At 60.6% G+C, this 24,039-nt stretch carries 23 protein-coding genes and 4 tRNA genes; 12 read left to right on the forward strand and 15 right to left on the reverse strand.

Translation table 11 applies throughout. The annotated features are described in order from the left end of the window. Window position 1: 1 nt before the first annotated feature. Genes KKQ10_RS20565 through yacG form a run of 4 tightly spaced genes read left to right on the forward strand, consistent with a single transcriptional unit; the run spans window position 2 to window position 2,910 of the window. The gene (locus KKQ10_RS20565; protein WP_215502139.1) at window positions 2-1,219 is read left to right on the forward strand and encodes a type II secretion system F family protein; all 1,218 of its coding nucleotides are present in this window, start codon (window positions 2-4) and stop codon (window positions 1,217-1,219) included. A 1-nt stretch (window position 1,220) separates the two neighbouring features. Next, window positions 1,221-2,093 (forward strand): prepilin peptidase, encoded by an 873-nt coding sequence (locus tag KKQ10_RS20570; RefSeq protein WP_127651963.1) that lies wholly within the window; start codon window positions 1,221-1,223, stop codon window positions 2,091-2,093. Further along, window positions 2,090-2,713: a dephospho-CoA kinase gene (gene coaE / locus KKQ10_RS20575; RefSeq protein WP_127651962.1), complete on the forward strand. Its 624-nt coding sequence runs from the start codon at window positions 2,090-2,092 to the stop codon at window positions 2,711-2,713. The genes KKQ10_RS20570 and coaE overlap by 4 nt, the downstream gene beginning before the upstream one ends. Beyond that, complete coding sequence (gene yacG, locus KKQ10_RS20580) at window positions 2,710-2,910, forward strand: DNA gyrase inhibitor YacG (RefSeq protein ID WP_127651961.1); 201 nt, start codon at window positions 2,710-2,712, stop codon at window positions 2,908-2,910. The genes coaE and yacG overlap by 4 nt, the downstream gene beginning before the upstream one ends. Before the next feature lie 6 nt (window positions 2,911-2,916). Here yacG and KKQ10_RS20585 read toward each other — a convergent pair whose 3' ends face one another. The 3 genes from KKQ10_RS20585 to KKQ10_RS20595 all read right to left on the reverse strand — a co-directional run bounded on the left by KKQ10_RS20585 (window position 2,917) and on the right by KKQ10_RS20595 (window position 4,351). Then, on the reverse strand, window positions 2,917-3,132 hold the full coding sequence (locus KKQ10_RS20585; protein WP_041065358.1) for a hypothetical protein: 216 nt from the start codon (window positions 3,130-3,132) through the stop codon (window positions 2,917-2,919). Between the two features lie 65 nt (window positions 3,133-3,197). Then, window positions 3,198-3,887 (reverse strand): energy-coupling factor ABC transporter permease, encoded by a 690-nt coding sequence (locus KKQ10_RS20590; protein ID WP_215502140.1) that lies wholly within the window; start codon window positions 3,885-3,887, stop codon window positions 3,198-3,200. Beyond that, complete coding sequence (locus KKQ10_RS20595) at window positions 3,884-4,351, reverse strand: FAD/FMN-containing dehydrogenase (RefSeq protein WP_215502141.1); 468 nt, start codon at window positions 4,349-4,351, stop codon at window positions 3,884-3,886. Before KKQ10_RS20595 ends, KKQ10_RS20590 begins: the two co-directional genes overlap by 4 nt. 130 nt (window positions 4,352-4,481) lie before the next feature. On the opposite strand from KKQ10_RS20595, the gene KKQ10_RS20600 reads away from it, so the two are divergent. The 4 genes from KKQ10_RS20600 (at window position 4,482) to KKQ10_RS20615 (ending at window position 7,218) form a co-directional block, all read left to right on the forward strand. Further along, window positions 4,482-5,108 carry a DUF1780 domain-containing protein gene (locus KKQ10_RS20600; protein ID WP_003228301.1) on the forward strand — a complete coding sequence of 209 codons (627 nt, stop codon included), beginning with the start codon at window positions 4,482-4,484 and terminating at the stop codon, window positions 5,106-5,108. Continuing rightward, a complete protein-coding gene (locus tag KKQ10_RS20605; RefSeq protein ID WP_215502142.1) occupies window positions 5,105-5,632 on the forward strand; it encodes an MOSC domain-containing protein in 528 nt (175 codons plus the stop codon). The genes KKQ10_RS20600 and KKQ10_RS20605 overlap by 4 nt, the downstream gene beginning before the upstream one ends. A 50-nt stretch (window positions 5,633-5,682) precedes the next feature. Next, window positions 5,683-5,856 carry a DUF3094 family protein gene (locus KKQ10_RS20610; protein ID WP_127651957.1) on the forward strand — a complete coding sequence of 58 codons (174 nt, stop codon included), beginning with the start codon at window positions 5,683-5,685 and terminating at the stop codon, window positions 5,854-5,856. A 63-nt stretch (window positions 5,857-5,919) separates the two neighbouring features. Next, window positions 5,920-7,218 (forward strand): NAD(P)/FAD-dependent oxidoreductase, encoded by a 1,299-nt coding sequence (locus KKQ10_RS20615; protein WP_127651956.1) that lies wholly within the window; start codon window positions 5,920-5,922, stop codon window positions 7,216-7,218. A 265-nt stretch (window positions 7,219-7,483) separates the two neighbouring features. Here the strand turns inward: KKQ10_RS20615 and KKQ10_RS20620 are convergent, their stop codons facing one another. From KKQ10_RS20620 to rluD, 8 genes are all read right to left on the reverse strand, one after another. Continuing rightward, window positions 7,484-9,109 (reverse strand): methyl-accepting chemotaxis protein, encoded by a 1,626-nt coding sequence (locus tag KKQ10_RS20620; RefSeq protein ID WP_215502143.1) that lies wholly within the window; start codon window positions 9,107-9,109, stop codon window positions 7,484-7,486. Window positions 9,110-9,270: 161 nt separating this feature from the next. Continuing rightward, a tRNA-Pro gene (locus KKQ10_RS20625) sits at window positions 9,271-9,347 on the reverse strand. A 97-nt stretch (window positions 9,348-9,444) separates the two neighbouring features. Then, window positions 9,445-9,520, reverse strand: a tRNA-Lys gene (locus tag KKQ10_RS20630). Between the two features lie 5 nt (window positions 9,521-9,525). After that, window positions 9,526-9,602 (reverse strand) — tRNA-Pro (locus tag KKQ10_RS20635). A gap of 9 nt (window positions 9,603-9,611) precedes the next feature. Beyond that, a tRNA-Asn gene (locus KKQ10_RS20640) sits at window positions 9,612-9,687 on the reverse strand. 297 nt (window positions 9,688-9,984) lie between these two features. Then, window positions 9,985-12,549, reverse strand: a complete 2,565-nt coding sequence (clpB, locus tag KKQ10_RS20645) for an ATP-dependent chaperone ClpB (protein WP_127651954.1) — start codon at window positions 12,547-12,549, stop codon at window positions 9,985-9,987. A gap of 130 nt (window positions 12,550-12,679) precedes the next feature. Beyond that, window positions 12,680-13,402 carry a peptidoglycan editing factor PgeF gene (pgeF, locus tag KKQ10_RS20650; RefSeq protein WP_215502144.1) on the reverse strand — a complete coding sequence of 241 codons (723 nt, stop codon included), beginning with the start codon at window positions 13,400-13,402 and terminating at the stop codon, window positions 12,680-12,682. Further along, the gene (gene rluD / locus KKQ10_RS20655; RefSeq protein WP_007963852.1) at window positions 13,399-14,361 is read right to left on the reverse strand and encodes a 23S rRNA pseudouridine(1911/1915/1917) synthase RluD; all 963 of its coding nucleotides are present in this window, start codon (window positions 14,359-14,361) and stop codon (window positions 13,399-13,401) included. The genes pgeF and rluD overlap by 4 nt, the downstream gene beginning before the upstream one ends. Before the next feature lie 151 nt (window positions 14,362-14,512). On the opposite strand from rluD, the gene KKQ10_RS20660 reads away from it, so the two are divergent. The 4 genes from KKQ10_RS20660 to KKQ10_RS20675 all read left to right on the forward strand — a co-directional run bounded on the left by KKQ10_RS20660 (window position 14,513) and on the right by KKQ10_RS20675 (window position 18,811). Then, a complete protein-coding gene (locus KKQ10_RS20660) occupies window positions 14,513-15,529 on the forward strand; it encodes an outer membrane protein assembly factor BamD (protein ID WP_215502145.1) in 1,017 nt (338 codons plus the stop codon). Window positions 15,530-15,655: 126 nt separating this feature from the next. Then, window positions 15,656-15,889 carry a PP0621 family protein gene (locus KKQ10_RS20665; protein ID WP_127651951.1) on the forward strand — a complete coding sequence of 78 codons (234 nt, stop codon included), beginning with the start codon at window positions 15,656-15,658 and terminating at the stop codon, window positions 15,887-15,889. Next, window positions 15,879-17,468, forward strand: coding sequence for a sensor histidine kinase (locus KKQ10_RS20670; RefSeq protein WP_215502264.1), 1,590 nt, complete (start codon window positions 15,879-15,881; stop codon window positions 17,466-17,468). Before KKQ10_RS20665 ends, KKQ10_RS20670 begins: the two co-directional genes overlap by 11 nt. Further along, a complete protein-coding gene (locus KKQ10_RS20675) occupies window positions 17,465-18,811 on the forward strand; it encodes a sigma-54-dependent transcriptional regulator (RefSeq protein ID WP_215502146.1) in 1,347 nt (448 codons plus the stop codon). The genes KKQ10_RS20670 and KKQ10_RS20675 overlap by 4 nt, the downstream gene beginning before the upstream one ends. Before the next feature lie 90 nt (window positions 18,812-18,901). Here KKQ10_RS20675 and thiO read toward each other — a convergent pair whose 3' ends face one another. The 4 genes from thiO to KKQ10_RS20695 are packed head-to-tail and all read right to left on the reverse strand — an operon-like array spanning window position 18,902 to window position 24,029. Beyond that, window positions 18,902-20,002, reverse strand: a complete 1,101-nt coding sequence (gene thiO, locus KKQ10_RS20680; RefSeq protein ID WP_215502147.1) for a glycine oxidase ThiO — start codon at window positions 20,000-20,002, stop codon at window positions 18,902-18,904. Between the two features lie 57 nt (window positions 20,003-20,059). After that, window positions 20,060-20,461 (reverse strand): type IV pilin protein, encoded by a 402-nt coding sequence (locus KKQ10_RS20685; protein ID WP_215502148.1) that lies wholly within the window; start codon window positions 20,459-20,461, stop codon window positions 20,060-20,062. Window positions 20,462-20,476: 15 nt separating this feature from the next. Then, the gene (locus KKQ10_RS20690; protein WP_215502149.1) at window positions 20,477-23,563 is read right to left on the reverse strand and encodes a pilus assembly protein; all 3,087 of its coding nucleotides are present in this window, start codon (window positions 23,561-23,563) and stop codon (window positions 20,477-20,479) included. Next, window positions 23,550-24,029, reverse strand: coding sequence for a pilus assembly PilX family protein (locus tag KKQ10_RS20695; protein WP_127651946.1), 480 nt, complete (start codon window positions 24,027-24,029; stop codon window positions 23,550-23,552). Before KKQ10_RS20695 ends, KKQ10_RS20690 begins: the two co-directional genes overlap by 14 nt. Between the last annotated feature and the right edge of the window lie 10 nt (window positions 24,030-24,039).

The raw sequence follows: 24,039 nt of genomic DNA on the forward strand, positions 1-24,039 counted from the left end.
CATGGCGGTCAAGGCAGCAAAAATCAGCATCTACGCCTGGGAAGGCACGGACCGCAAAGGCAGCAAGGTCACCGGCGAGCTGAGCGGGCAAAACCCCGCGCTGATCAAGGCGCAACTGCGCAAGCAGGGGATCAACCCCGGCAAGGTGCGCAAGAAATCCACCTCCCTGCTGAGTTTCGCCAAACGCATCAAGGCCCAGGACATCGCGCTGTTCACCCGGCAGATGGCGACCATGATGAAAGCCGGCGTGCCGCTGCTGCAGTCGTTCGACATCATTGGCGAAGGCTTCGACAACCCGGCGATGCGCAAACTGGTGGACGAGGTGAAGCAGGAAGTTGCCGCCGGTAACAGCTTCGCCACCGCCCTGCGCAAGAAGCCGCAGTATTTCGATGAGCTGTATTGCAACCTGGTGGATGCCGGCGAGCAGTCCGGCGCCCTCGACACGCTGCTGGAGCGGGTCGCGACCTACAAGGAAAAAAGCGAAGCGCTCAAGGCCAAGATCAAGAAAGCCATGACCTACCCCACGGCGGTGGTGCTGGTCGCGATGGTGGTCACGGGGATTCTGCTGGTGAAAGTGGTGCCGCAGTTTCAAGCGGTGTTTTCCGGTTTCGGCGCTGAACTGCCGGCCTTCACACTGATGGTGATCGGCATCTCCGAGTTCATGCAGCAATGGTGGTGGGCGGTGCTCGGGATCCTGATTGGCGTGTTTTTCGGTACGCGTCACGCCCTGAAAAAGTCTCAGGCGCTGCGTGATCGCAAAGACACCTGGCTGCTGAAAGTACCGCTGGTGGGCACACTGATGTACAAGTCGGCGGTGGCGCGATTCGCCCGGACCCTGTCGACCACTTTCGCTGCCGGCGTGCCGCTGGTGGAGGCACTGGATTCGGTGGCCGGGGCCACCGGCAATGTGGTGTTCAAACGCGCGGTGCTGCGCATCCGTCAGGACGTCGCCACCGGCATGCAGCTGAATTTTTCGATGCGCACCACCGGGGTGTTCCCCAACATGGCGGTACAGATGACCGCTATCGGCGAGGAATCGGGTGCGCTGGATGACATGCTCGACAAAGTCGCCGGTTTTTATGAGGACGAGGTGGATAACATGGTCGACAACCTCACCAGCCTGATGGAGCCGTTCATCATGGTGGTGCTCGGTGTCATCGTCGGCGGTCTGGTCGTGGCCATGTACCTGCCGATCTTCCAACTCGGCTCAGCGATCTGACATGCCTATCGACGAACTTTTCAGTCTGTATCCGCTGGCCTTTGTTTTCACCGCACTGCTACTGGGTCTGGTGGTCGGCAGTTTTCTCAACGTGCTGGTCTGGCGTCTGCCGAAAATGCTCGAGCGCGATTGGCGCCAGCAGGCCCAGGACGTCCTCGGCCTGCCGACCGATACGCCACTGCCGACCTACAACCTGATGCTGCCGCACTCCGAATGCCCGCATTGCGGCCACCGGATTCGCGCGTGGGAAAACATCCCGCTGCTCAGCTATCTGTTCCTGCGCGGGCGCTGTTCTGCGTGTGCCGCCCCGATCAGCAAACGTTATCCCCTGACCGAACTGGCCTGCGGCCTGCTCTCGGCCTTCGTCGCCTGGCAGGTGGGTTTTGGCTGGGCGGCGTGTCTGTTGATCGTCCTCACCTGGGGATTGCTGGCGATGAGCCTGATCGATACCGAACATCAACTGCTGCCCGATGTGCTGGTGTTGCCGTTGCTGTGGCTGGGGCTGATCGTCAACAGCTTCGGGCTGTTCGTCTCGTTGCACGCGGCGCTATGGGGCGCGGTGGCCGGTTACATGGCGCTGTGGTCGGTGTTCTGGCTGTTCAAGCTGCTGACCGGCAAGGACGGCATAGGTCATGGCGATTTCAAGCTGTTGGCGCTGCTCGGGGCCTGGGGCGGGTGGCAGATTCTGCCGCTGACGATCCTGCTGTCATCGCTGGTGGGAGCCGTTGTCGGGGTAATTCTGCTGCGTTTGCGTGAGCAGAAAACCTCGACGCCGATCCCCTTTGGCCCGTATCTGGCAATTGCCGGCTGGATTGCCTTGCTCTGGGGTGGTCAAATAACCGACTTCTATTGGCAGTTTGTCGGTTTGAAATGAATACCCCTGTGGAAAAACCCTGGATTCTCGGCCTGACCGGCGGCATCGGCAGCGGCAAAAGTGCCGCGGCCCAGCACTTCATCGACCTCGGGATCCATGTAGTCGACGCCGACCATGCAGCGCGCTGGGTGGTCGAGCCGGGACGTCCGGCGCTGGCGAAGATCGCCGAACACTTCGGCCCGAAGGTGTTGCAGGCTGATGGCACGCTGAACCGCGCCGCCCTGCGCCAGCTGATCTTTGAAGTGCCGGAGGAACGCCGCTGGCTCGAAGCCTTGCTGCATCCGTTGATCGCCGAGGAAATCGCCCACCATCTGGCGCTGGCAAAATCGCCTTACGCGATTCTGGTTTCGCCGCTGTTGATCGAATCCGGGCAATACGCGATGACCCAGCGCATCCTGGTGATCGACGCCCCGCAACAACTGCAGATCGAACGCACCTTGCAGCGTGACCAGACCAGCGAACAGCAGGTCCAGGCGATCCTCAAGGCCCAGTCCAGCCGCGAAGACCGCGTGAGCCGTGCCGACGATGTGGTGGTCAACGACCGCGACCTCGCCTGGCTGCACAGCGAAGTCGAGCGCCTGCATCACTTTTACCTGACTTTATCCGGAGGCCAGTCATGAGCCAGATCCCGACCGTAGAATGCCCAACCTGTGGCGCCCCCGTGGAATTTACCCCCGAGAACAAATTCCGTCCGTTCTGCTCCGATCGCTGCAAGCTGATCGACCTCGGCGCCTGGGCGTCGGAAGAGCACAAGATTCCGGTCGCTCCGGATGCCGAAGACGAAATGTTCTCCGGCGATTTCGACCCGCGTCACTGATCGCGATCAGGGCCGCATAAAGCCGTAGTCCTGATCGTCGTCGAGGTTTTCCGCCAGAAAGCGCAACTCGTCGGCCAGGTCTTCGGCGTTGCGCACCGTCTTGCTCTGTTGCACCACCGCGCTGAGCAAGGCGCGCAGGCTCAGGCCCGGATCGAAGCCCACCTCCAGCGCCATCTCCAGACTCTGCCGCGTTTCCTGCCTCGCCCACTCATACACACTCATGCCGCTGCTCCTGAAGGGATTTGGCCGAGCATGAAATGCCGCGCGGGAGGCGGATTTGATGTGGATCAAGACTTGGGATCGTCGTCCTTCCAGGGCGCTGAAAGGTAGCGGGTGCGGTTGAAGGTTTCCAGCCACTCGGGACTGAACACCACCAGCGCGCTGATCACCATGCCGTTGATAAATGCTTCGGGAAAAATCAGCAGCCACAGATAGCCAAGGAAGTCTTCCAGCCATTCCGGCATGGCGAACAGGCCGTCGTACCAGAGCAGACCCAGGCTGAGCACCAGACACAGCAAGGCCGACAACGCCGCTGCAAAGAATCCGGAACAGAAGATATACACGAACGGATTACGCGGCTGGGCGCGCTCGACAACGATCGCCACGCATTCGGTGATCAACACCGGCAGCAGGATCAGCAGCGTACCGTTGACTCCGACCGCCGCCAGATCCTGACGCCCGAGCATGACCAACCCGAGCTGCGCCACCAGACCGCCGACAATCGCCAGCGGCCAGTCCAGCAGCAGCGTCACCGCCGTCATGCCGATGAAGTGATAAGAGACCCCGGTGTCGAAATCCCTGCGCACCATCCACAACAGAAACAGGGCGAACACGGTGCCAAACAGCAGATGCTGACGGCGACTGTCACTGAACAATTCGACCCACGGTGCACGGCAGATCGCCCAGATCAGCACCGGTGCGTAAATCAACCAGCCCACCGTCAGGCTTTCAAATGACAGCAGCTGCGCGCCGATCATGGGCGGGCCTTCTCCAGTGCCTCGTGCAGTTGGGCCGCGTCGGTGTACTCATGTTGTTCGAGCAATCGGCCTTCCTTGAGTTGCAGCCACAGCACTGAGCCTTCGGCGCCGGGATAACGCGATGCCACCCGTCCCTCGCGGTCGAGCATGACCCGATAGCTGTAGTCACGCATGGCCGGAACCGCAAACATCTTCGCGATCAGCGCCGGCATGCGCTGGATGTCGGCGACAAACACGGCGTGGCGCGCTTCCAGATAGCCTTTGGGCTGGTCTTTCAACGCCTGCTTGATCAGCTTGGCACCGTCCATGTCGCGCGCCACCAGCAGCGTCGTGGTGCGGTTATCGAGGGTGAACGCTTGATCGTACTGATCCAGCAGCGTCCAGGGTGCCAGCCGTTCGCCGATTTCAAGCGCCTGGGCCCACAGCGGAACAACAGCCAACAGCAACAGCCAGCGATATCTCACGTTCAATCCCCTCGATTCGGCATTAATGGACGGTTTTCATCAGTCTACACCGCCCTTTCCGCCTGCCCACTGATGCTCTTTGCCGCATGGTGCTTTCTGCTTGTCGCATTTGAACGCTAAGCTTGGGCATATGGATGACTCAGATTATTTACGCCTGCTGACCATCGCGGCCGAGCAAGCCAACGCGTTCCTGTCCAATGCCCGCAAATGGGAGCGTGAGCGTTGGGTCTGCCAGCGCCTGCTGCAAGGCTTGAACATTCCTTATCGCGCCGACGAGTTCGCCCCCGCCGGCGAGCCGCCCGACGTGCTGTTTCGCGACGCCAATTTCGAAGTGTTCTTCGTCCTCGATGAGGGACGTCGGCTCAACGACGAATGGCGCGACGAATTGCAGCGGCGGCGCAGCGCATTCTCGCTCAGCCAACTGGTGCGCCGTGAAGCCAAGCCCCGGCGGATCCCGGCCAATGAGTTCCTGTTGCGACTGGCGCCGACCTTGCGCAAAAAAGCACACAACTACAAGGAACGCGGCATGGATCTGGGCGAACTGGACATCATCGCCTTCGCCAGCCTCAAGCGCGAAGTGCTGGATCTGAACAGCCACTTTCCACCGCCCACCGAATATCTGCGCCAGGGCTGGCGTTCGCTGTCGCTGGTCGGCCCGACGTTCGCCCGGGTGCTGTTCGCCCATCCCGATGCGCCGGATTTCCTGCGCAGCAACCTGGGACGCAGCATCGTCTTCGATGTCGGGATCAGCCTGTGACGCCGCTGCAGCAGTTGATCGCCGACGTCCCGCAGACCGGCCGCGTGCGCTGGATCGGCGTGCGCCCGGAGTCCCGTGGGCCGATGCTCGAACTCGATGCCGTCGAGGCACGGCTCGAGGCTGGGTTGACCGGCGATCACGCCCGCCCCGGAGCGCGTAACGCGCGGCAGGTCACACTGATTCAGTTCGAACACCTGGCGGTCATCAGTGCGTTGATGGGCCGGCCTGAAGATCAACCCGTGAGGCCTGAAGATCTGCGGCGCAATCTGGTTATCAGCGGCATCAATCTGTTCAGCCTCAAGGGCCGGCGCTTTCGCATCGGCCAGGCAATTTTCGAAACCACCGGTTGGTGTCAGCCCTGCGCACGCCTGCAAAACAACCTCGGCCCCGGCACCTTTCAGGCGGTACGCGGGCATGGCGGAATTACCGCACGAGTGTTACAAAGCGGGATCATTCGCCTCAACGACGGTGTTTCTGTCGAACCGGTTCCGGCCAGTGGCTATGCTGCGTTCAACCCGGGATAAAACCGCTGTAGCGTCCCCACCTTCAGCAACGTCTACCTGACGAGGCCTTTATGACCAGCCGCCTGAAACCCGAAGACCAGAAGCATGTCGAAGAGTACCTGCAATTGTCCCAACACCGAGTCGAGCGCCGGCCTTTCCGGCCGTGGATGCTTCTGGTGCTGGTGCTGGCAGTGACCATTGGTCTGGGCCTGCTGAGCCGACTTATCAGTTACCTGACGCTATGAGCTGCCTCGCGCTCGCTCGGGTAACCGCACCGATTTCCTTTAAAAACCTTGCGAGTTATCCCCATGTCCCATCGTATTGTTATTGTCGGCGGCGGCGCCGGCGGTCTGGAGCTGGCTACCCGTCTGGGTAAGACTCTGGGCAAACGCGGCACAGCCAGTGTGATGCTGGTCGACGCGAACCTGACGCACATCTGGAAACCACTGCTGCACGAGGTGGCCGCCGGATCGCTGAACTCTTCCGAAGACGAACTCAACTATGTTGCCCAGGCAAAATGGAACCACTTCGAGTTCCAGCTGGGGCGCATGAGCGGGCTCGATCGCGCGCAGAAAAAAATCCAGTTGGCGGCCACCTACGACGAAAACGGCGTAGAGCTGGTCCCGGCGCGGGAAGTGGCCTATGACACGCTGGTGATCAGCGTCGGCAGCACCACCAACGATTTCGGCACCCAGGGCGCAGCACAGCACTGCCTGTTCCTCGACACCCGCAAACAGGCCGAGCGCTTCCACCAGCAGTTGCTCAACCACTACCTGCGCGCCCATGCCGGGCAGACCGATGTGGTCGAGCAGATCAGTGTGGCCATCGTCGGTGCCGGCGCCACCGGTGTCGAACTGGCGGCAGAATTGCACAACGCGGCGCATGAGCTGGCGGCATACGGTCTGGACCGGATCAAACCGGAAAACATGCACATCACTCTGATCGAAGCCGGCCCACGGGTGTTGCCAGCCCTGCCGGAGCGCATCAGCGGACCGGTACACAAAACCCTGGAGAAACTCGGGGTCAATGTGATGACCAACGCGGCGGTCAGCGAAGTGACGGCCGACAGCCTGATCACTGCCGATGGCAATGTGATCAAGGCCAGCCTGAAAGTCTGGGCAGCGGGTATTCGTGCGCCGGGTTTCCTCAAGGACATCGACGGCCTGGAAACCAACCGCATCAATCAGCTGCAGGTGCTGCCGACGCTGCAGACCACTCGCGATGAAAACATCTTCGCCTTCGGCGACTGCGCGGCCTGCCCGCAACCGGGTTCGGACCGCAACGTGCCGCCGCGTGCGCAAGCCGCGCACCAACAGGCGTCGCTGCTGGCCAAATCGCTGAAGCTGCGCATCGAAGGCAAATCCCTGCCGGAGTACAAGTACACCGACTACGGCTCGCTGATTTCGCTGTCGCGTTTTTCGGCTGTGGGTAACTTGATGGGCAACCTGACCGGCAGCGTGATGCTGGAGGGCTGGCTGGCGCGGATGTTTTACGTGTCGCTGTACCGCATGCACCAGATGGCGCTGTACGGGCCGTTCCGCACGGCGATGCTAATGCTGGGCAGCAAGATCGGTCGCGGGACCGAGCCACGCCTGAAGCTGCACTAAAACCAAAACCTGTGGGAGCTGGCTTGCCCGCGATAGCGGTCGGTCAGTCGGCGAAGATGTCGACTGATCCGGCGCTTTCGCGGGCAAGCCACGCTCCCACACTGTTTTGCGCTGCCCGCAAAATCAGCAGACGACGGCAATAAATGTAGGAGTGAGCCTGCTCGCGATGACGGTGGTTCAGGCAACGAAGCGGTGAATGACAGACCGCTATCGCGAGCAGGCTTACTCCTGCAGTGGATCTCCACCCGTCTTTTTTGGCTGTCGATTACAGCTGAAAGCGCCGCACCATGCCTTGCAGCGCGTTGGCCAGTTGCGACAGTTCGTGACTCGACGCACTGGTCTGATCGGCACCCGCCGCCGAGCGTACCGACAGGTCGCGAATGTTGACCAGATTGCGATCCACTTCCCGCGCAACTTGTGCCTGCTCTTCGGCGGCACTGGCGATCACCAGATTGCGCTCATGGATCTCATGCACCGAAGCGGTGATGGTTTCCAGCGCCTCCCCGGCGCGCTCAGCCAACGCCAACGTGGTAGTGGCCCGTGCAGCACTGGCCTGCATCGAATCCAGCGCCAGGCTCGAACCACTGCGCATGCCCTGCACCATCTGCTCGATCTCCTGAGTCGATTGCTGCGTGCGATAGGCCAGCGCCCGAACCTCATCGGCGACCACCGCAAAACCTCTTCCGCTCTCCCCTGCGCGGGCCGCCTCGATGGCCGCATTGAGCGCCAGCAGGTTGGTCTGCTCGGCAATGGCACGGATGACATCCAGTACTTTGCCGATGTCCTGTGACTGGTTGGCCAACGATTGCACCAACTCGCCTGTGTGCTGTACATCGCCGGCCAGCGCATTGATGGCCGTGGCTGTTTCACTGACCCGCGCCTGCCCCAGTTGCGCCGACTCACTGGATTGACGGGTGGCATCGGACGTCGACACGGCATTGCGAGCGACTTCTTCAACGGCCGTGGTCATTTCATTGACCGCTGTGGCTGCCTGTTCGATTTCGTTGTTCTGTTGTTGCAGGCCTTGTGTGCTGTCGAGTGTCACCGCATTGAGTTCATCGGCAGCGCTCGCCAGTTGCGTGGCCGAACCGCTGATGCCTAGCAGCGTTTCCCGCAAGTTCTGCTGCATGGTCGCCAGCGCTTTGAGCAAACGGCTGACCTCATCGTTGCCGTGGGTTTCAATCGGTCGGGTCAGATCGCCACGGGCCACGCTTTCTGCGGCGCCCACTGCTGTGCTCAACGGATGGACGATGCTGCGGGTGAGAAACATGGCCAGCGCCACCGTGGCCAGCGCCGCCAGCGCGATGAACAGACTGACGATGGTGCGCGACGTCTGGTAATGGTCGGCGGATTTCTGGCTTTCAGCGGCAACCTGTTTCGCGAACAGGTCCGCCAGGTCATTGAGTTGCTTGCCAGAGCCGTCGACCACGGTTTTCATATCAATCAACAGCAGCCGGGTCAGTTCGTCACGCTTGCCTTGATCGGCAAGGGTGAAGGATTGCGCGATCCCGGTACGATACGCCGCGAAAGTTTTTTTAAACTGGTCATAGAGCTGCTGGCCTTGCGGCGTAATCACCAGTTTGTCGTAGGCGGCGATCTTCTCGCTCAGCTCCTTGTCACGAGTGTCCATCTGGCTGCGGTACGTCGCGATACTCTTCGGATCCTGATCAAGCGCCATGCGCAGGGAAATCGTGCGGATCCGCAACATCAACTCACGAATCTCGTCACCGCCGCGAATGCTGGGCAGCCACTGACTCTCCACCGCGACTTCACTGTCGCGGATACTCGACATCTGTCCCAATGCAAAGACGCCAAGCAACGCCACCAATACTGCGATCAGGGCAAAACCCAGTGCGGCACGTGGAGCAATATTCAACTGACGAAGCAACATGACGAACGCCCTTATTCTTTTATTGGCAGATAGAAGGGGCGAACCGCGGCAGTCCCCTCTCGTTAGCGGGCTATCGGCAAGTTGTACGATGACTTGAAGGGATTTGTCTTTCGCGAGGGCAAAAAAAATCCCCGTATCTTTCGATACGAGGATTTTTAATATGGTCGGGGTAAGGGGATTCGAACTCCTGACATCCTGCTCCCAAAGCAGGCGCGCTACCGGACTGCGCTATACCCCGGTAAAAAAAAGGCGACCTTTCAAAGATCGCCTTCTTCGATCAGCGCTTTTGGCCTCTGATCTTAAGATTCGATCCCAGTGTTAACTGGTTTCAAAAATGGTGGGTCGTGTGGGATTCGAACCTACGACCAATTGGTTAAAAGCCAACTGCTCTACCAACTGAGCTAACGACCCAAAAATGGTCGGGGTAAGGGGATTCGAACTCCTGACATCCTGCTCCCAAAGCAGGCGCGCTACCGGACTGCGCTATACCCCGGTTTGAAATTGGCTCCGTGACCAGGACTCGAACCTGGGACCCAATGATTAACAGTCATTTGCTCTACCGACTGAGCTATCACGGAACTACATATTTCAATTTACAACGGTGAAACTTGAAGCTTCTCGACACCGTTTTCGCATCGCTGCGTTCGTGTGTCTGAGGCGCGCTATTCTACAACCTAGAACACCTCTGTCAACCCCCTAAATTGCTTTCAAGTTAATGATTTGCAACTTATTTCAGTTTTCAACCCAGTGGGTTGAAACGCTGCCGGTGACTGACTGCGGGGCGCACTTTACAAGCCTTTTCCTTAGAGTTCAACAGCCTAACGAAAAAAAGGCCTCACAAAGCGAGGCCTTCCTTATTTCATTGGCATTGAGGCTCAGTCGAAAACGATTTCGTCGTTCACCACTTTGCCGGTTGCCGTCTCGCCCGGCATGAAATGCCCCGACAGGATCAACTGCGCCAACGGGTTTTCGATCCAGCGCTGGATCGCACGCTTGAGTGGACGTGCGCCATAGACCGGGTCGTAACCGACGGCAATCAGCTTGTCCATCGCTTCCGGGCTGAGTTCCAGCTTCAGCTCGCGCTCGGCCAGACGACTGCGCAGACGGCCCAGCTGGATCTCGGTAATGCCCGCGATCTGATCCCGCGCCAATGGCTCGAAGATCACCACTTCATCGACCCGGTTGATGAACTCGGGACGGAAGTGGCTGGTCAGCGCGTCCATCACCGCTGCACGCTGCGCCTCACGGTCACCCACCAGCTCCTGGATCTGCGACGAACCGAGGTTCGAGGTCATGACGATCACGGTATTGCGGAAATCCACCGTGCGCCCGTGGCTGTCAGTCAGACGCCCATCCTCCAGCACCTGCAGCAGGATGTTGAACACGTCCGGGTGAGCCTTCTCGACCTCGTCCAGCAGAATCACCGAGTAAGGCTTGCGACGCACCGCTTCGGTCAGGTAACCGCCCTCCTCGTAGCCGACGTAGCCCGGTGGCGCACCGATCAGCCGCGCCACGGAATGTTTCTCCATGAACTCGGACATGTCGATCCGCACCATCGCCTCTTCCGTATCAAAGAGGAATTCGGCCAGCGCCTTGCACAGCTCGGTTTTACCGACACCGGTCGGGCCGAGGAACATGAACGAGCCGCTCGGACGATTCGGATCCGCCAGCCCGGCACGGGAACGCCGTACCGCGTTGGCCACGGCCACTACCGCCTCGTCCTGACCGATCACGCGCTGGTGCAACAGGCTTTCCATTTTCATCAGCTTGTCGCGCTCGCCTTCGAGCATTTTCGAAACCGGAATACCGGTCCACTTCGAAACGACTTCGGCGATTTCCTCTTCGGTCACCTTGCTGCGCAGCAACTGGTTTTCGCTCTTGCCGTGCTGGTCGACCATTTGCAGGCTGCGCTCCAGATCCGGGATCACCCCGTACTGCAATTCGGCCATGCGGTTGAGGTCGCCTTTACGGCGTGCGGCTTCCAGCTCCTGACGCGATTGCTCGATCTTTTGCTGAATCTGCGCAGAACCCTGCACCTCGGCTTTTTCCGAGTTCCAGATTTCTTCCAGATCCGAGTACTCACGTTCGAGGCGGACAATTTCTTCCTGAAGTTTTTCCAGGCGCTTCATCGCCGCTTCATCGCTTTCTTTCTTCAGTGCCTGGGATTCGACCTTCAACTGAATCAGGCGACGCTCCAGACGATCCAGCACTTCCGGCTTGGAGTCGATCTCCATGCGGATACGGCTGGCGGCCTCGTCGATCAGGTCGATGGCCTTGTCCGGCAACTGCCGGTCAGTGATGTAGCGATGGCTGAGCTTGGCAGCGGCGATGATCGCGCCGTCGGTGATCGCCACCTTGTGGTGAACCTCATAACGCTCCTTGAGGCCACGCAGGATGGCGATGGTGTCTTCTTCGCTCGGCTCGTCCACCAGGACTTTCTGGAAACGCCGCTCAAGCGCCGCATCCTTCTCTATATATTGGCGGTACTCGTTGAGCGTGGTCGCGCCGACGCAATGCAGCTCGCCGCGCGCCAGTGCCGGTTTGAGCATGTTGCCAGCATCCATCGAGCCTTCGCCCTTACCAGCGCCGACCATGGTGTGCAGTTCGTCGATGAACAGGATGATCTGCCCTTCTTGCTTGGACAGCTCATTGAGCAGCGACTTGAGGCGCTCTTCGAACTCGCCGCGATACTTGGCACCGGCAATCAGCGCGCCCATGTCCAGCGACAGCAGACGTTTGCCCTTGAGACCGTCCGGCACTTCGCCGTTGATGATGCGCTGGGCCAGACCTTCGGCAATCGCGGTTTTACCCACGCCAGGCTCACCGATCAGCACCGGGTTGTTCTTGGTGCGGCGTTGCAGAACCTGGATGGTGCGGCGAATTTCGTCGTCACGGCCGATCACCGGATCGAGCTTGCCATCTTCGGCGCGCTTGGTCAGGTCAACGGTGTACTTGTCCAGTGCCTGACGCGACTCCTCATGGTTGGCGTCATTGACCGCCTCACCACCACGCAGGTTGTTGATCGCGTTTTCCAGGGCTTTCTTGCTCACGCCCTGACCGAGCAGCAATTTGCCGAGTTTGCTGTTCTCGTCCATCGCGGCGAGCAACACCAGCTCACTGGAAATGAACTGGTCGCCCTTCTGCTGGGCCAGACGATCGGCCTGATTGAGCAGGCGCGCCAGATCCTGCGACATGTTGACGTCGCCTGTCGGGTTCTGGATTTTCGGTAATTGGTCGAGCTCTTTGGTCAGCTCTTTTCGCAGGCTGTTGACGTCGAAGCCTACTTGCATCAGCAGAGGTTTGATCGAACCACCCTGCTGTTCAAGCATCGCTTGCATCAAGTGCGCCGGCTCGATGGCCGGATGATCGTGGCCGACGGCCAAGGATTGGGCGTCGGACAACGCCAACTGAAGTTTGCTGGTTAAACGGTCTATACGCATGGGTCACCTTCCTTTTGAGCAGGCCGGACCTAAAAACCATCCTGAATAAAGAAACCTGCCAGATACCACTGTAGATGCGGTCGATTCTGAGAGATTCAAGCGTCGGGAGATTGATGTAGATCAGACAAGCTTAGCGGGTGAGCCAAACCAGAGAGGCAAACCGGCCGGTGCGCGACGCACGGCGGTAAGAAAAGAAGCGCGGATCGGTCACGGTGCAGAAACCGCCACCATAAACCGCAGTGACACCTCGCTCAGCCAGACGCAGGCGCGCCAGCAGGTAGATGTCGGCCATGAACTTGCCAGCATTGTGGCTAGGGACGAAGGCGGATGCCGCTTCGGGGAGTTGATTGACGAAGACTTCGCGTACTTCCGGGCCGACTTCAAAGGCTTTCGGACCGATGGCCGGGCCGAGCCAGACCATTACGTCGGCCGGAGCCGTATCGAGGTGATCGAGGGTGGCTTCCAGCACACCTGCCGCCAACCCGCGCCAACCGGCATGAGCCGCCGCCACGCGAGTGCCGGCACGATCGCAGAACAACGCCGGCAGACAATCTGCCGTCATCGCCGCGCAGGCAATGCCCGGGGTGTCCGTCCAGCTGGCGTCAGCGCTGGCCACCACGCCCGGATCAGCATGGGCCACGGCAATCCCGTGCACTTGCTGCAACCAGGCAGGCTTTATAGAGAAGTGATCGGTCAGACGCCGACGATTCTCGGCCACCGCTTCCGGGCGATCATCGACATGATCCCCCAGATTGAGGCTGTCGAACGGCGCCTCGCTGACACCCCCCTCGCGGGTGGTGACACAGGCCTTGACGCTGGCCGGCGCAGGCCAGTCCGGCGTCAGCCAGTTCATCCGACGAATGCCTCGCGATCCTGCTTGAGCAGGGTCAGCAACCAGACGAAATCTTCCGGCAGCGGCGATTCCCAGCTCATGCGTTCACCAGTGGTCGGATGATCCAGCTCAAGGAAGCGCGCGTGCAGGGCCTGACGCGGGAAGTGCTTGAGCGACTCGACCATGGTCGGGTTCGCGGCGGGCGGAATGCGGAAACGACCGCCGTACGCCGGATCGCCGACCAACGGGAAGTTGATGTGCGACATGTGCACGCGGATCTGGTGGGTCCGGCCGGTTTCCAGTTTTACCCGCACATGGGTGTGGGAACGGAAACGCTCCAGCACGCGGTAGTGACTGACGGCCGGCTTACCGCCTTCCATCACGGCCATACGCTGGCGCTGCTGGCCGTGACGACCGATCGGGGCGTTGATCTTGCCCCCGGCGGTGACCACGCCGATCACGATGCACTCGTAGATCCGGCTGACGCTGCGGCTTTGCAGCTGGGCAACGAGCTTGGTCTGCGCCTGAATGGTCTTGGCCACCACCATCAGACCGGTGGTGTCCTTGTCCAGACGATGCACGATACCGGCGCGCGGGACATTGATGATGTCCGGCACGTGGTGCAGCAAAGCGTTGAGCAAGGTGCCATCGGCATGGCCGGCAGCCGGGTGCACCACCAGGCCCGCAGGCTTGTTGATCACCAGGATGTCGTCGTCTTCATAGACGATGTCGAGCTCGATGTCCTGGGCGATCCACTCGCCCTGGGCTTCCTGCTCGGCAGTCAGCTCAAGGATGGCACCGCCATGCACGATGTCGCGCGGGCGGATGACCGCCCCGTCCACAGTCAGGCGACCTTCTTTGATCCAGGCGGAAAGGCGCGAGCGTGAGTGCTCAGCGAAGAGTTGGGCGGCGACTTGATCGAGGCGTTGGCCGCCCAAATCGGACGGCACCTCTGCGCGAAGTTCAATTTTATCGGACATGCTCTGACTGGGCGTCGGCACAGCCTTTGGTTTCGGCTGCGCGCTTGTGGTTAAATACGGCGTCTTTTGCCCCGAGGCTTTTCAACGGGGCGCTCATCATAACAGGACGGCCCCGCCCAAGACAGCGGCCGTCATAGGGACGCAAGCCGCCATGCAAGTGAAACACCTGCTGCTGATCGCCATCCTCGCATTGACCGCTGCTTGCTCATCGAAGGAAGTCGTCGACGAAAACCTGAGCGAAGCCGAGCTGTACCAGCAGGCTCAGACCGACCTGGACAACAACAGCTATACCAGCGCCACAGCCAAGCTGAAGGCTCTGGAGTCGCGCTATCCGTTCGGTCGCTACGCGGATCAGGCACAGCTTGAACTGATTTACGCCAACTATAAAAACTCCGAGCCGGAAGCTGCCAAATCCGCCGCCGAGCGTTTTATCCGTTTGCACCCACAGCACCCGAACGTGGACTACGCCTACTACCTCAAGGGCCTGACCTCGTTCGACCAGGACGTCGGCCTGCTGGCGCGCTTCCTGCCGCTGGACATGACCAAGCGTGACCCGGGCGCTGCCCGCGACTCGTACAACGAGTTCGCCCAGCTGACCAGCCGCTACCCGAACAGCCGCTACGCGCCGGACGCCAAGCAGCGCATGATCTACCTGCGCAACCTGCTGGCGGCCTACGAAATCCACGTGGCCGACTACTACCTGACCCGTCAGGCGTACGTTGCTGCCGCCAACCGTGGCCGTTACGTAGTGGAAAACTTCCAGGAAACCCCATCGGTCGGCGACGGCCTGGCGGTGATGACCGAGGCTTACCAGCGTCTGCACCTGGACGAACTGGCCGCCACCAGCCTGGAAACGCTGAAGCTCAACTACCCGAACCACCCAAGCCTGCAGGACGGCCAGTTCGTGCCTTCGGTTGCCGAATCCGACAACCGTTCGTTCCTGAGCAAGGCCACCCTGGGCCTGATCGAATCGCGTCCACCGCTGCCGCCGGGAGAAACCCGCGCCAACCAGGACGTGCAGAAGCAGTTCCAGGACGCGAAAGATGCGATCCCGAACGAGCTCAAGCCTAAAGACGAAAACGGCGACGTGATCGAAGAGCCGGAGCCCGAGTCGAGCAACACCGACCGTTCGTGGTTCAGCTACATGACCTTCGGCGTGTTCGACTGATCACACCGGATGTACAGAAAAGGGAGATCTGCGGATCTCCCTTTTTTGTGGCTGCGCATTAATAGTCTGTGCGCCTGCCGGCTCCTTGGCTAAACTGCCGAATCATTAGCCGAAAAGCCGCCCATCATGCTTCGTTTACTGTTCTGGATTGTCCTGATTTTCGCTGCGGTATGGCTGTGGCGCAAATTCAAGGCGCCCGCCTCGCCTGCACAATCGCCCCGCGAGCAAGACGCCGCGCCGATGGTGCGCTGCGCCCATTGCGGCGTGCACCTGCCCCGTGATCGTGCGCTGAACCTTCAGCAACAATGGTATTGCAGCCAGGCTCACCTTGAGCAAGGCCCAGGCTCCAGTGATCGCTGAGGCCGCCAACGCTGACCGTAAACAGGCTCAGCGCCTGCTGCGCCTTTATCATCTCTACCGTTTAAGCGTCGGCATCACGCTGGTGTTGCTGATCTCCAGCAACATGGACAACCGCCTGCTGACGTCGGCCGACGACGATCTGCTGCGCAGCGGCAGCTGGTTGTATCTGGTGCTGAACATCCTGTTGGTGGTGTTTCTGGAAAATACCCGGCGGCCGACGCAACTGTTCAGCCTGGCGCTGGTGGATGTTCTGCTGCTGTGCGGGTTGTTCTACGCAGCGGGCGGCGTGGGCAGTGCCATCGGCAACCTGCTGATTGTTTCGGTGGCGATCAGTAACACCCTGCTGCGCCGCCGCATCGGCCTGCTGATTGCCGCCATTGGCGCACTCGGGATTGTCGGATCAAGTTTCCTGCTGAGTTTCAGCCATCCGCTGAGTGCCAATGACTACCTGCAGGCCGGCACCCTCGGCGCCCTGTGTTTTGCTGCATCGCTGCTGGTCCGGGGCCTGGTCCGGCGCCTGGAAGTCAGCGAGCACCTCGCCGAGCAGCGCGCCAGCGAAGTCATTAGCCTCGAAGCCCTCAACGCCCTGATTCTGCAACGCATGCGCACCGGCATCCTGGTGCTCGACGACCAACGCCGGGTGCAACTGGCCAATCACAGCGCCAAAAGTCTGCTGGCCCAGTCGCACCTTGAAGGCCATCTGATCGACGACTACTCCAAGCCCTTGGTCGATCGCCTGCAGTTATGGCTGAACAATCCCACGCTGCGCCCGCAGAGCCTGAAGATTCCCGGCAATGGCCTGGAGCTGCAACCGAACTTCATCGCCCTCGACCAGAGCCCCAACCAGCAAACCCTGGTGTTTCTCGAAGATCTGGCGCACGTCGCACAGCAGGCCCAGCAACTCAAGCTCGCCGCGCTAGGGCGCCTGACCGCCGGCATCTCCCATGAAATCCGCAATCCGCTGGGCGCCATCAGTCACGCCGCACAGCTATTGGCCGAGTCCGAGGAACTCGATAGCGCGGATCGGCGTCTGACGCAGATCATTCAAGACCACTCCCAGCGCATGAACCGAGTCATCGAAAACGTCCTGCAACTGTCGCGTCGCCAGCAGAGTGCACCGCAACGCCTGGATCTCAAGCCGTGGCTGGAACAGTTCGTCGCCGAGAGCCGCGAACAGGCCAATGATCGGCAATCGATTCATTTGCAGATCAATTCCGGGGACTTCGTCACGCTGATGGACCCGGACCAGCTCACGCAGATTCTCGACAATCTGTTACGCAATGGCTGGCGCCACAGCGCTCTGCTGCATGATCCGGCCGAAGTCTGGCTGGCGCTGTTCATCGACCCCGGCAGCCAGCTGGCGGTGCTCGAAGTCCAGGACAACGGTCCCGGCGTGCCGCTGGATCAACAACCGCATCTGTTCGAACCATTCTTCACCACCAGCAGCCAGGGCACCGGCCTTGGTCTTTATCTGTCCCGTGAGCTGTGCGAAAGCAACCAGGCGCGCCTAGACTTCAAACCACGCCAAGGCGGCGGCTGCTTTCGCATCACCTTTGCTCACGGACGGAAACAAAGTTGAACACGAGCCCACGGCAAAAAATCCTCATCGTCGACGACGAGCCGGATATCCGCGAACTCCTGGAAATCACCCTGGGACGGATGAAACTCGACACCTTCAGCGCGCGCAACCTCGGCGAAGCCCAGGCGCTGTTGCAGCGCACTGCGTTCGACCTGTGCCTGACCGACATGCGCCTGCCGGACGGCACAGGGCTGGAGCTGGTGCAGCACATCCAGCAACGTCATCCACAAGTGCCGGTGGCGATGATCACCGCATACGGCAGCCTGGAAACCGCAATCAACGCCCTGAAGGCCGGGGCCTTCGACTTTCTCACCAAACCGGTTGACCTCACGCGCCTGCGAGAACTGGTCAACACCGCGCTGCGCATGCCTGCCACCGGCGGCAGCGTTACGTCGATCGACCGCCGACTGCTGGGCGACTCGCCGCCGATGCGCGCTTTGCGCAAACAAATCGACAAGCTAGCCCGCAGTCAGGCACCGGTTTATATCAGCGGCGAATCCGGCAGCGGCAAAGAGCTGGTCGCGCGACTGATCCACGAACAGGGGCCGCGCGCTCAACAGCCGTTTGTGCCAGTCAATTGCGGAGCGATTCCGTCGGAGCTGATGGAGAGCGAGTTTTTCGGGCATCGCAAAGGCAGCTTCACCGGCGCAGTGGACGACAAACCAGGCCTGTTTCAGGCCGCGCAAGGTGGCACCCTGTTTCTCGACGAAGTGGCGGACCTGCCACTGTCGATGCAAGTAAAACTGCTGCGGGCGATTCAGGAAAAAGCCGTGCGCAGCATCGGCGGCCAGCAGGAAACCGTGGTCGACGTGCGCATTCTTTGCGCCACGCACAAGGATCTCGAAGCAGAAGTCGCCGCCGAACGCTTTCGCCAGGACCTGTATTACCGGTTGAACGTGATCGAGCTACGGGTGCCGTCTCTGCGCGAACGACGCGACGACATCGAAGTACTGGCCGCGCACATGCTCCAGCGCCTGGCCAGCGGCAGCGGCCAGCCGGCTGCCCGTCTGCACCCGCAGGCGCTTGTGGCGCTGAAGAGCTACCGCTTTCCGGGGAATGTACGGGAACTGGAGAATGTCCTCGAACGTGCGCACACGCTGTGCGAAAACCAGGTAATCGAGGCTGAGGATCTGCGCCTGAGCGAAGGGAATTGCACGGTCGAGGGCGGTATTGCCGACCTGACGCAGGTCGACAACCTTGAGGATTATCTGGAGAACGTCGAGCGCAAACTGATCCTGCAAGCGCTGGAGGAAACGCGCTGGAATCGCACGGCAGCGGCGCAGCGGTTGAGTCTGTCGTTTCGGTCGATGCGCTACAGGCTGAAGAAACTCGGCCTGGATTGAGCCGTTAAAAGATCGCAGCCTGCGCCAGCTCCTACCCTGGAATGCGTTTCCTATAGGAGTTGTCGCAGGCTGCGATCTTTTGCTTTTGCCTTAAAACCGGCCTTCAGGTGCATACGGCGCCGGATCAATAATCGGCGCCCGCCCCAGCATCACATCGGCAAACAACTGGCATGACGCCGGCGCCAGCACCAGCCCGTTGCGGTAATGCCCGCAGTTCAGCCACAAGCCGTCAAAGCCCGGCACTCGCCCGATGTAAGGAATCCCCTCCGGCGAACCCGGGCGCAAACCCGCCCAATGCCCCACCACTTCGGCCTCCGCCAGCGCCGGCAACAGCTCGATCGCCGACGCCTTGAGGCTCTCCAGCGCGACATCGGTCGGGGTCTTGTCGAAGCCTTCATGCTCCAGGGTACTGCCGATCAGAATGTGCCCGTCACGACGTGGAATCGCATAACGCCCCTTGGCCAGCACCATGCTCGGCAGGAAATCCGCCGCGCACTTGTAGAGAATCATCTGGCCTTTGACCGGTTCCACCGGCAGGGTCAGGTCCAGGGTCTTGAGCAGATCACCGCTCCATGCTCCGGCCGTCAGTACCACCTGGTCGCCGCTGATCAGGCCCTTGGACGTCTCAACGCCAACGACCTTCTCGCCCTCGCGGACAAATCCGCTGACTTCGCATTGCTCGTGAAGGGTCACGTTCGGCAGCGCCAGTAACGCCGCTTTCAGCGACTTCACCAGACGCGGGTTTCTGACATTGGCCACATCGGCCATGTAGATCGCCCGCGAAAATCCGCCGCCCAGCACCGGGACGGCGTCGTGTGCTGCCGAGATATCCACAGCCCGCAGCGGACGGTTTTCCCGCTCGGCCCAGGCCAGCGCCTCGGCTTCATCGTCCAGGTCCAGCCAGTACAGGCCGGTGGTGTGCACTTCGGGATCAACGCCGGTATCGGCAAACAGGCGCTCGCCCAGCTGTGGATAAAAATCCTGCGACCAATGCGCCAGCGCGGTGACTGCCGGGCTGTAGCGCCACGGGTACAGCGGGGAAACGATGCCGCCACCGGCCCAGGACGATTCCTGGCCGACATTCGAGCGATCCAGCAGCACCACGCTGCGCACTTCGGAGGCGAGGTTGTAGGCGGTCAGCAGGCCAATCACCCCGCCACCGACAATCACCACTTGCTGTTGCCTGGTCATGTTTGATCCAACCGTAAAAAAGACAGTGGGCGCAAAGGGCGCCTGAAAGAAAGTACCTCAGCGGCCCCAGCAATCCTTGGTGGTCAGCCCGGTGGTAGCGTTGTTCATGCTTCTGACGCCGGTGTTGGTCAGGGTGAAGTCCCCGCACTTGTCGGTCGCCATGGCGGTACCAGCCTTGCGGGTGGCGGTCAGCAGGAAGGTCTGGTCGGCGATCGTCGGGGTGACGGTGTAGAAATCATTGCCCGTGCTCAGGCCGGTAATGCCGGTGTAGACGTTGTTCTTCGTATAGAAACGCTCGAGGATCTGCGCCTGTTCCGAAAGCAGCGAGACCACCTCGGCGCGCCGCCCCTTTTTCAGGTATTCGGTGTAGCTCGGTGCGGCGATGGTGATGATGATCCCGATGATCGCAATCACAATCATGATTTCGATCAGGGTGAAGCCTCGGTTGAATCTGCGCATGCCTCAAACTCTCACTTACTGTATTTGTCGCCACATGATACGACGGCTGCCGCCGCCGGATTTTTCCACCAGCGTGGTGACGCTGCCACTGGAATCGTTGACGATCTTGCGCGTCGCGCCGTTGACGATGGCGTTCAGGGTCGGGATCCCGCCGGTGAACACCACGCCGCTGGAAATCGTGTCGTTGCTGTCGACCACACCATCGGCGTTGGTATCGAGCACCGCGTAGTTGAGCATCTTACCGCTGAACGCATCGAGTTCGACCAGTTTGCCGGTACCGAAACTGGCACACGGGTCCGTGGTGTCGACACTGGCGGTGGTAAACACGATACGCCCCAGCACCAGGCTGGCCTGATTGATGACTCGTTCACCGGTCAGCACGTTGTTGTACACCAAAGGCAGATACCAGCCCTTCTCCCCGGGATAAGTCGTGTCGTTCTGGCTGGTGGTGATGAACTGCCCCGTGCTGCCGGAGAACACCCCGGTCACTGCCTGCGCCTGCAAACTGCTGACCGTCAGTTGCCCGGAACCACCGTCGGCATCCCATACCGAATAAAACGCCTGCAAATCCTTGTTGGTCTTGTCGGCGGTTTCGTTGAATTTGCCGGTGCCAACGAAAACCTGTTTGCCCCCCAGCGAATTGTCCGCCAACAGCGGCTGCGCAGTGATCGGTTGGGTCGCCCCGCCCGCCGTGGTGAACAACGGTTTGCCGGAAAACGCCACGCCCCAGCTGTCGGTCGTGGTCGCGCTGAGGTCGAATTTCCACAAGCGCCCTTTCAAGTCGCCTCCGTACGCAGCCTGGACCACGTTCGAAGAATTGACCTTGAGCTTCACCGACGACAGACCATTGGTGGTTTCGGTGCTGTCGATCACGATTTTCTTGATCAACGAACCGTCACGCACATCCAGCACATACAACGCCGCCACACCGGAACTGCTGCCATAGCCATTGGCGATGAACGCCGCCCAGCGACCATCGGCCAAGCGTGCCACTTCCGGCCGGGCATAGGCATAACCCAGATCATTAAAAGCGTTGGCGGTGTTCGCCGTGGCGGGCGCGCTGACTTCCCACAGGGCGCTGAGGACGTTCCCAGCGGACGCGTCGAACAGCTGCAATGCATAGAAGGTTTTGCCGCCGGCACCGGTGCCGCCAATGGCCAGGGTTTTCCAGGCGCTGTTGATTTGCGCGTCATACACACCGACCTGCCCGTCCACCAGAAACTTGTGGCTGACGCCGTTGATGTACGCAGGGTCGGCAATCAGCCGCAACGACGGCAACACACTGGACGACATGTAGGCATAGCGCCGGGTGCCGTTGGCCGAGTTGATCACGTTGACGAAGCCGTCATTGGCATTCACCACCAGACTGGAGTTCATGTTCGCCGCTTTGGTGGTCAGGTACGTGGTGTAGGTGGTGTCGCCCGAGAGGTCGGAGGCGGTTTTGTCACCGGGCGAAGCCAGCACCAAAGGCGAGTTGATGATGTCGCCGAGCAATACGCTGCGCACCTTCAGTCCGGACTTGTTGGTGCCCTTGCTCCATTCCACCAGATCGCTGCCGCTGATGCCGCCAGGCAGGCTCTGGCTGAGCGTGGTCTGCTGGGCCGCGGAAAAGTTGCCGTAGGCCAGGGTGACGGCGGTGTTGCTGGTGGTGTTCCACGATTGGTAGGTCGGCGCCGTCGCGCCCGGAATGATGGTGGTGTCGCTCGTCCACAAGGCTGCCGAGGTGTTCACCGCGCCGGCCGAGGTGAAGCCGAAGGATTTGATTGTACCGCGCCAGTCCTTTGGGTCGTAGCTGGTCTGGAAATAACTGGTGCCACTGGCCAGCGTGGTGCCGCTGGTGACGCCGCTGCCACCGGAGCCAGCCTTGGAGGTAATGTCGCTCAACGCCGAGGACAGTGCGGTGTTGAGACCGGTGCTGTCGGTCGCCTGGTAATACCTGCCCTGTCCATAGCTGGCCGCATCCGAAAGCATGTCGTTGTCCGCGGTAAAACCGACGGTGTAGGTGTTCATGTTCTGCTTGGGAAAATCCACGGCGTTCCAGCTTTTGCCGGCGGCGTCAGTCCCTGTCGAGCGCATGTCGATATCGAAGGCGAATTTGGCAATGTCGTCCAGGTACAGCGTATTGCCTTCGTTATCGCCATTGAGGTTATTGCCGTCATTGTTGATGCCGTCCCAGTTTGGCAAACTGCCGCCCAGCGGATCGTTGCTCGGGAAGGTTCGGTCGAAAGTCGGCAAGCCGTCGGTGATGACCACGCCGTAGTTCTTCTGGCAGCGGTACTGGATCGGACTGGTATAGGTCGTCGGCGTGCTGTTGTAGTACGGCGCCAAGCCACGCATGTAGCGGGTGACTTCGTAATAGGTTTCCGCCAGCGGCGTGTTGGCCACGGCACTCAAGCCGTTGATCGATGAAATCAGCGCGTTGTAGTTGGTGTCGGCCTGCGCCTGGGTCACGCTGCCGGACACCGGTGACAGATCGCTGATCGATCGCGCGATGTAACCGCCGTTGCCCGAGTTATAACTGTTGACCGGATTGAAGGTCGACAGGCCCATGCGCAAGGTACGGTTGCTGGTGACCAGCGCGGTGGACACGTTGCGCGCCACGTTGATCCGGTAGTCGTTGGGAATCGCCCCGGTGGTGAAGTCGCGCGTGCCGGTGTTGATCGCCAGCCCGACCACGTAGGCGATGTAGTCCCCGGTGTAGCGGGTGTTGCCGCCACCCACCGGATCGGGCAGTTTCAGGCACAAAGGCGCAATGCTGTTGTTGTAGAAGGCGAAGGCACCGCCGGAACAACCAGAGGTCGGCAGACTCGATAACAACACCGGATCGCCGGTAATTGCTGGCGCATTCAATGCCGAGCACAGCCCAAGGAACGCATTGCACTGCCGTGCCGGTATACGCGCGACGTTCGGGTCGAATCCTGCCGCATAAATGATGCTGTTCATGCTCCCGGAATCATCGATCAGCAGCATCACGTTCGGTGGCACCGCTGCAGCGCTCAAGAGTGGCGAGTCGGACGGGGTGAACGCATACGCGGGTGCCGCCAGATACAAGCTCAGCAGCATGCCCGCCAACAGTGTCCAGCAGCGCTCAATACTTCGCATAGACACTCTCCACCACGCTTCGCGAAGTGCCGGCGATGCCGACCGCAGTCACTCGATACAGGGTCGCCGAGGTGTTGCTCGGCACATTCACCGCCGTCACAGTGGTGCCAATGTTCTGCACACCATAGAACCCGCTACCGGCGGCGATCCACGTCACCCCCGAGGTCGAATTGAGCCCCGCCGCGCTGACCACCGAAGACTCCGCCGGCGGTGCACATTGTGTGGTGCTGGCACACACGGCCAGCGAATAACTGTCCAGTTGCACCGCACTCTCACCGATGCGCAACGCGGCCTCGGCAGTCTGAAACGATTGATTGCGCAGGCTGACACTGCCGGCCATTTTTTCCTGCAGGTTGGCGCTCTGCATCGATGACAGACCGACCAGTGTCAGCAACAACAGGAACACCAGACTGACCAGCAGCACCATGCCGCGCTGGGTTTGCCTCTGGTGCAAAGAAATCCTCATCGGCCGTCCC

This window comes from Pseudomonas sp. MG-9 (assembly GCF_018729515.1).
In the GTDB taxonomy this organism is placed as follows: Bacteria; Pseudomonadota; Gammaproteobacteria; order Pseudomonadales; family Pseudomonadaceae; genus Aquipseudomonas; species Aquipseudomonas serboccidentalis.

Bases quoted from the DNA above. Each gene is read 5' to 3' on its own strand.
- KKQ10_RS20615 (WP_127651956.1), top strand. From the start codon at position 5,920: ATGTCCCATCGTATTGTTATTGTCGGCGGCGGCGCCGGCGGTCTGGAG.
- KKQ10_RS20565 (WP_215502139.1), top strand. From the start codon at position 2: ATGGCGGTCAAGGCAGCAAAAATCAGCATCTACGCCTGGGAAGGCACG.
- rluD (WP_007963852.1), bottom strand. From the start codon at position 14,361: ATGTCCGATAAAATTGAACTTCGCGCAGAGGTGCCGTCCGATTTGGGC.
- clpB (WP_127651954.1), bottom strand. From the start codon at position 12,549: ATGCGTATAGACCGTTTAACCAGCAAACTTCAGTTGGCGTTGTCCGAC.
- KKQ10_RS20585 (WP_041065358.1), bottom strand. From the start codon at position 3,132: ATGAGTGTGTATGAGTGGGCGAGGCAGGAAACGCGGCAGAGTCTGGAG.
- coaE (WP_127651962.1), top strand. From the start codon at position 2,090: ATGAATACCCCTGTGGAAAAACCCTGGATTCTCGGCCTGACCGGCGGC.
- KKQ10_RS20620 (WP_215502143.1), bottom strand. From the start codon at position 9,109: ATGTTGCTTCGTCAGTTGAATATTGCTCCACGTGCCGCACTGGGTTTT.
- KKQ10_RS20660 (WP_215502145.1), top strand. From the start codon at position 14,513: ATGCAAGTGAAACACCTGCTGCTGATCGCCATCCTCGCATTGACCGCT.
- KKQ10_RS20600 (WP_003228301.1), top strand. From the start codon at position 4,482: ATGGATGACTCAGATTATTTACGCCTGCTGACCATCGCGGCCGAGCAA.
- KKQ10_RS20610 (WP_127651957.1), top strand. From the start codon at position 5,683: ATGACCAGCCGCCTGAAACCCGAAGACCAGAAGCATGTCGAAGAGTAC.
- KKQ10_RS20570 (WP_127651963.1), top strand. From the start codon at position 1,221: ATGCCTATCGACGAACTTTTCAGTCTGTATCCGCTGGCCTTTGTTTTC.
- yacG (WP_127651961.1), top strand. From the start codon at position 2,710: ATGAGCCAGATCCCGACCGTAGAATGCCCAACCTGTGGCGCCCCCGTG.
- KKQ10_RS20665 (WP_127651951.1), top strand. From the start codon at position 15,656: ATGCTTCGTTTACTGTTCTGGATTGTCCTGATTTTCGCTGCGGTATGG.
- KKQ10_RS20695 (WP_127651946.1), bottom strand. From the start codon at position 24,029: ATGAGGATTTCTTTGCACCAGAGGCAAACCCAGCGCGGCATGGTGCTG.
- thiO (WP_215502147.1), bottom strand. From the start codon at position 20,002: ATGACCAGGCAACAGCAAGTGGTGATTGTCGGTGGCGGGGTGATTGGC.
- pgeF (WP_215502144.1), bottom strand. From the start codon at position 13,402: ATGAACTGGCTGACGCCGGACTGGCCTGCGCCGGCCAGCGTCAAGGCC.
- KKQ10_RS20685 (WP_215502148.1), bottom strand. From the start codon at position 20,461: ATGCGCAGATTCAACCGAGGCTTCACCCTGATCGAAATCATGATTGTG.
- KKQ10_RS20690 (WP_215502149.1), bottom strand. From the start codon at position 23,563: ATGCGAAGTATTGAGCGCTGCTGGACACTGTTGGCGGGCATGCTGCTG.
- KKQ10_RS20590 (WP_215502140.1), bottom strand. From the start codon at position 3,887: ATGATCGGCGCGCAGCTGCTGTCATTTGAAAGCCTGACGGTGGGCTGG.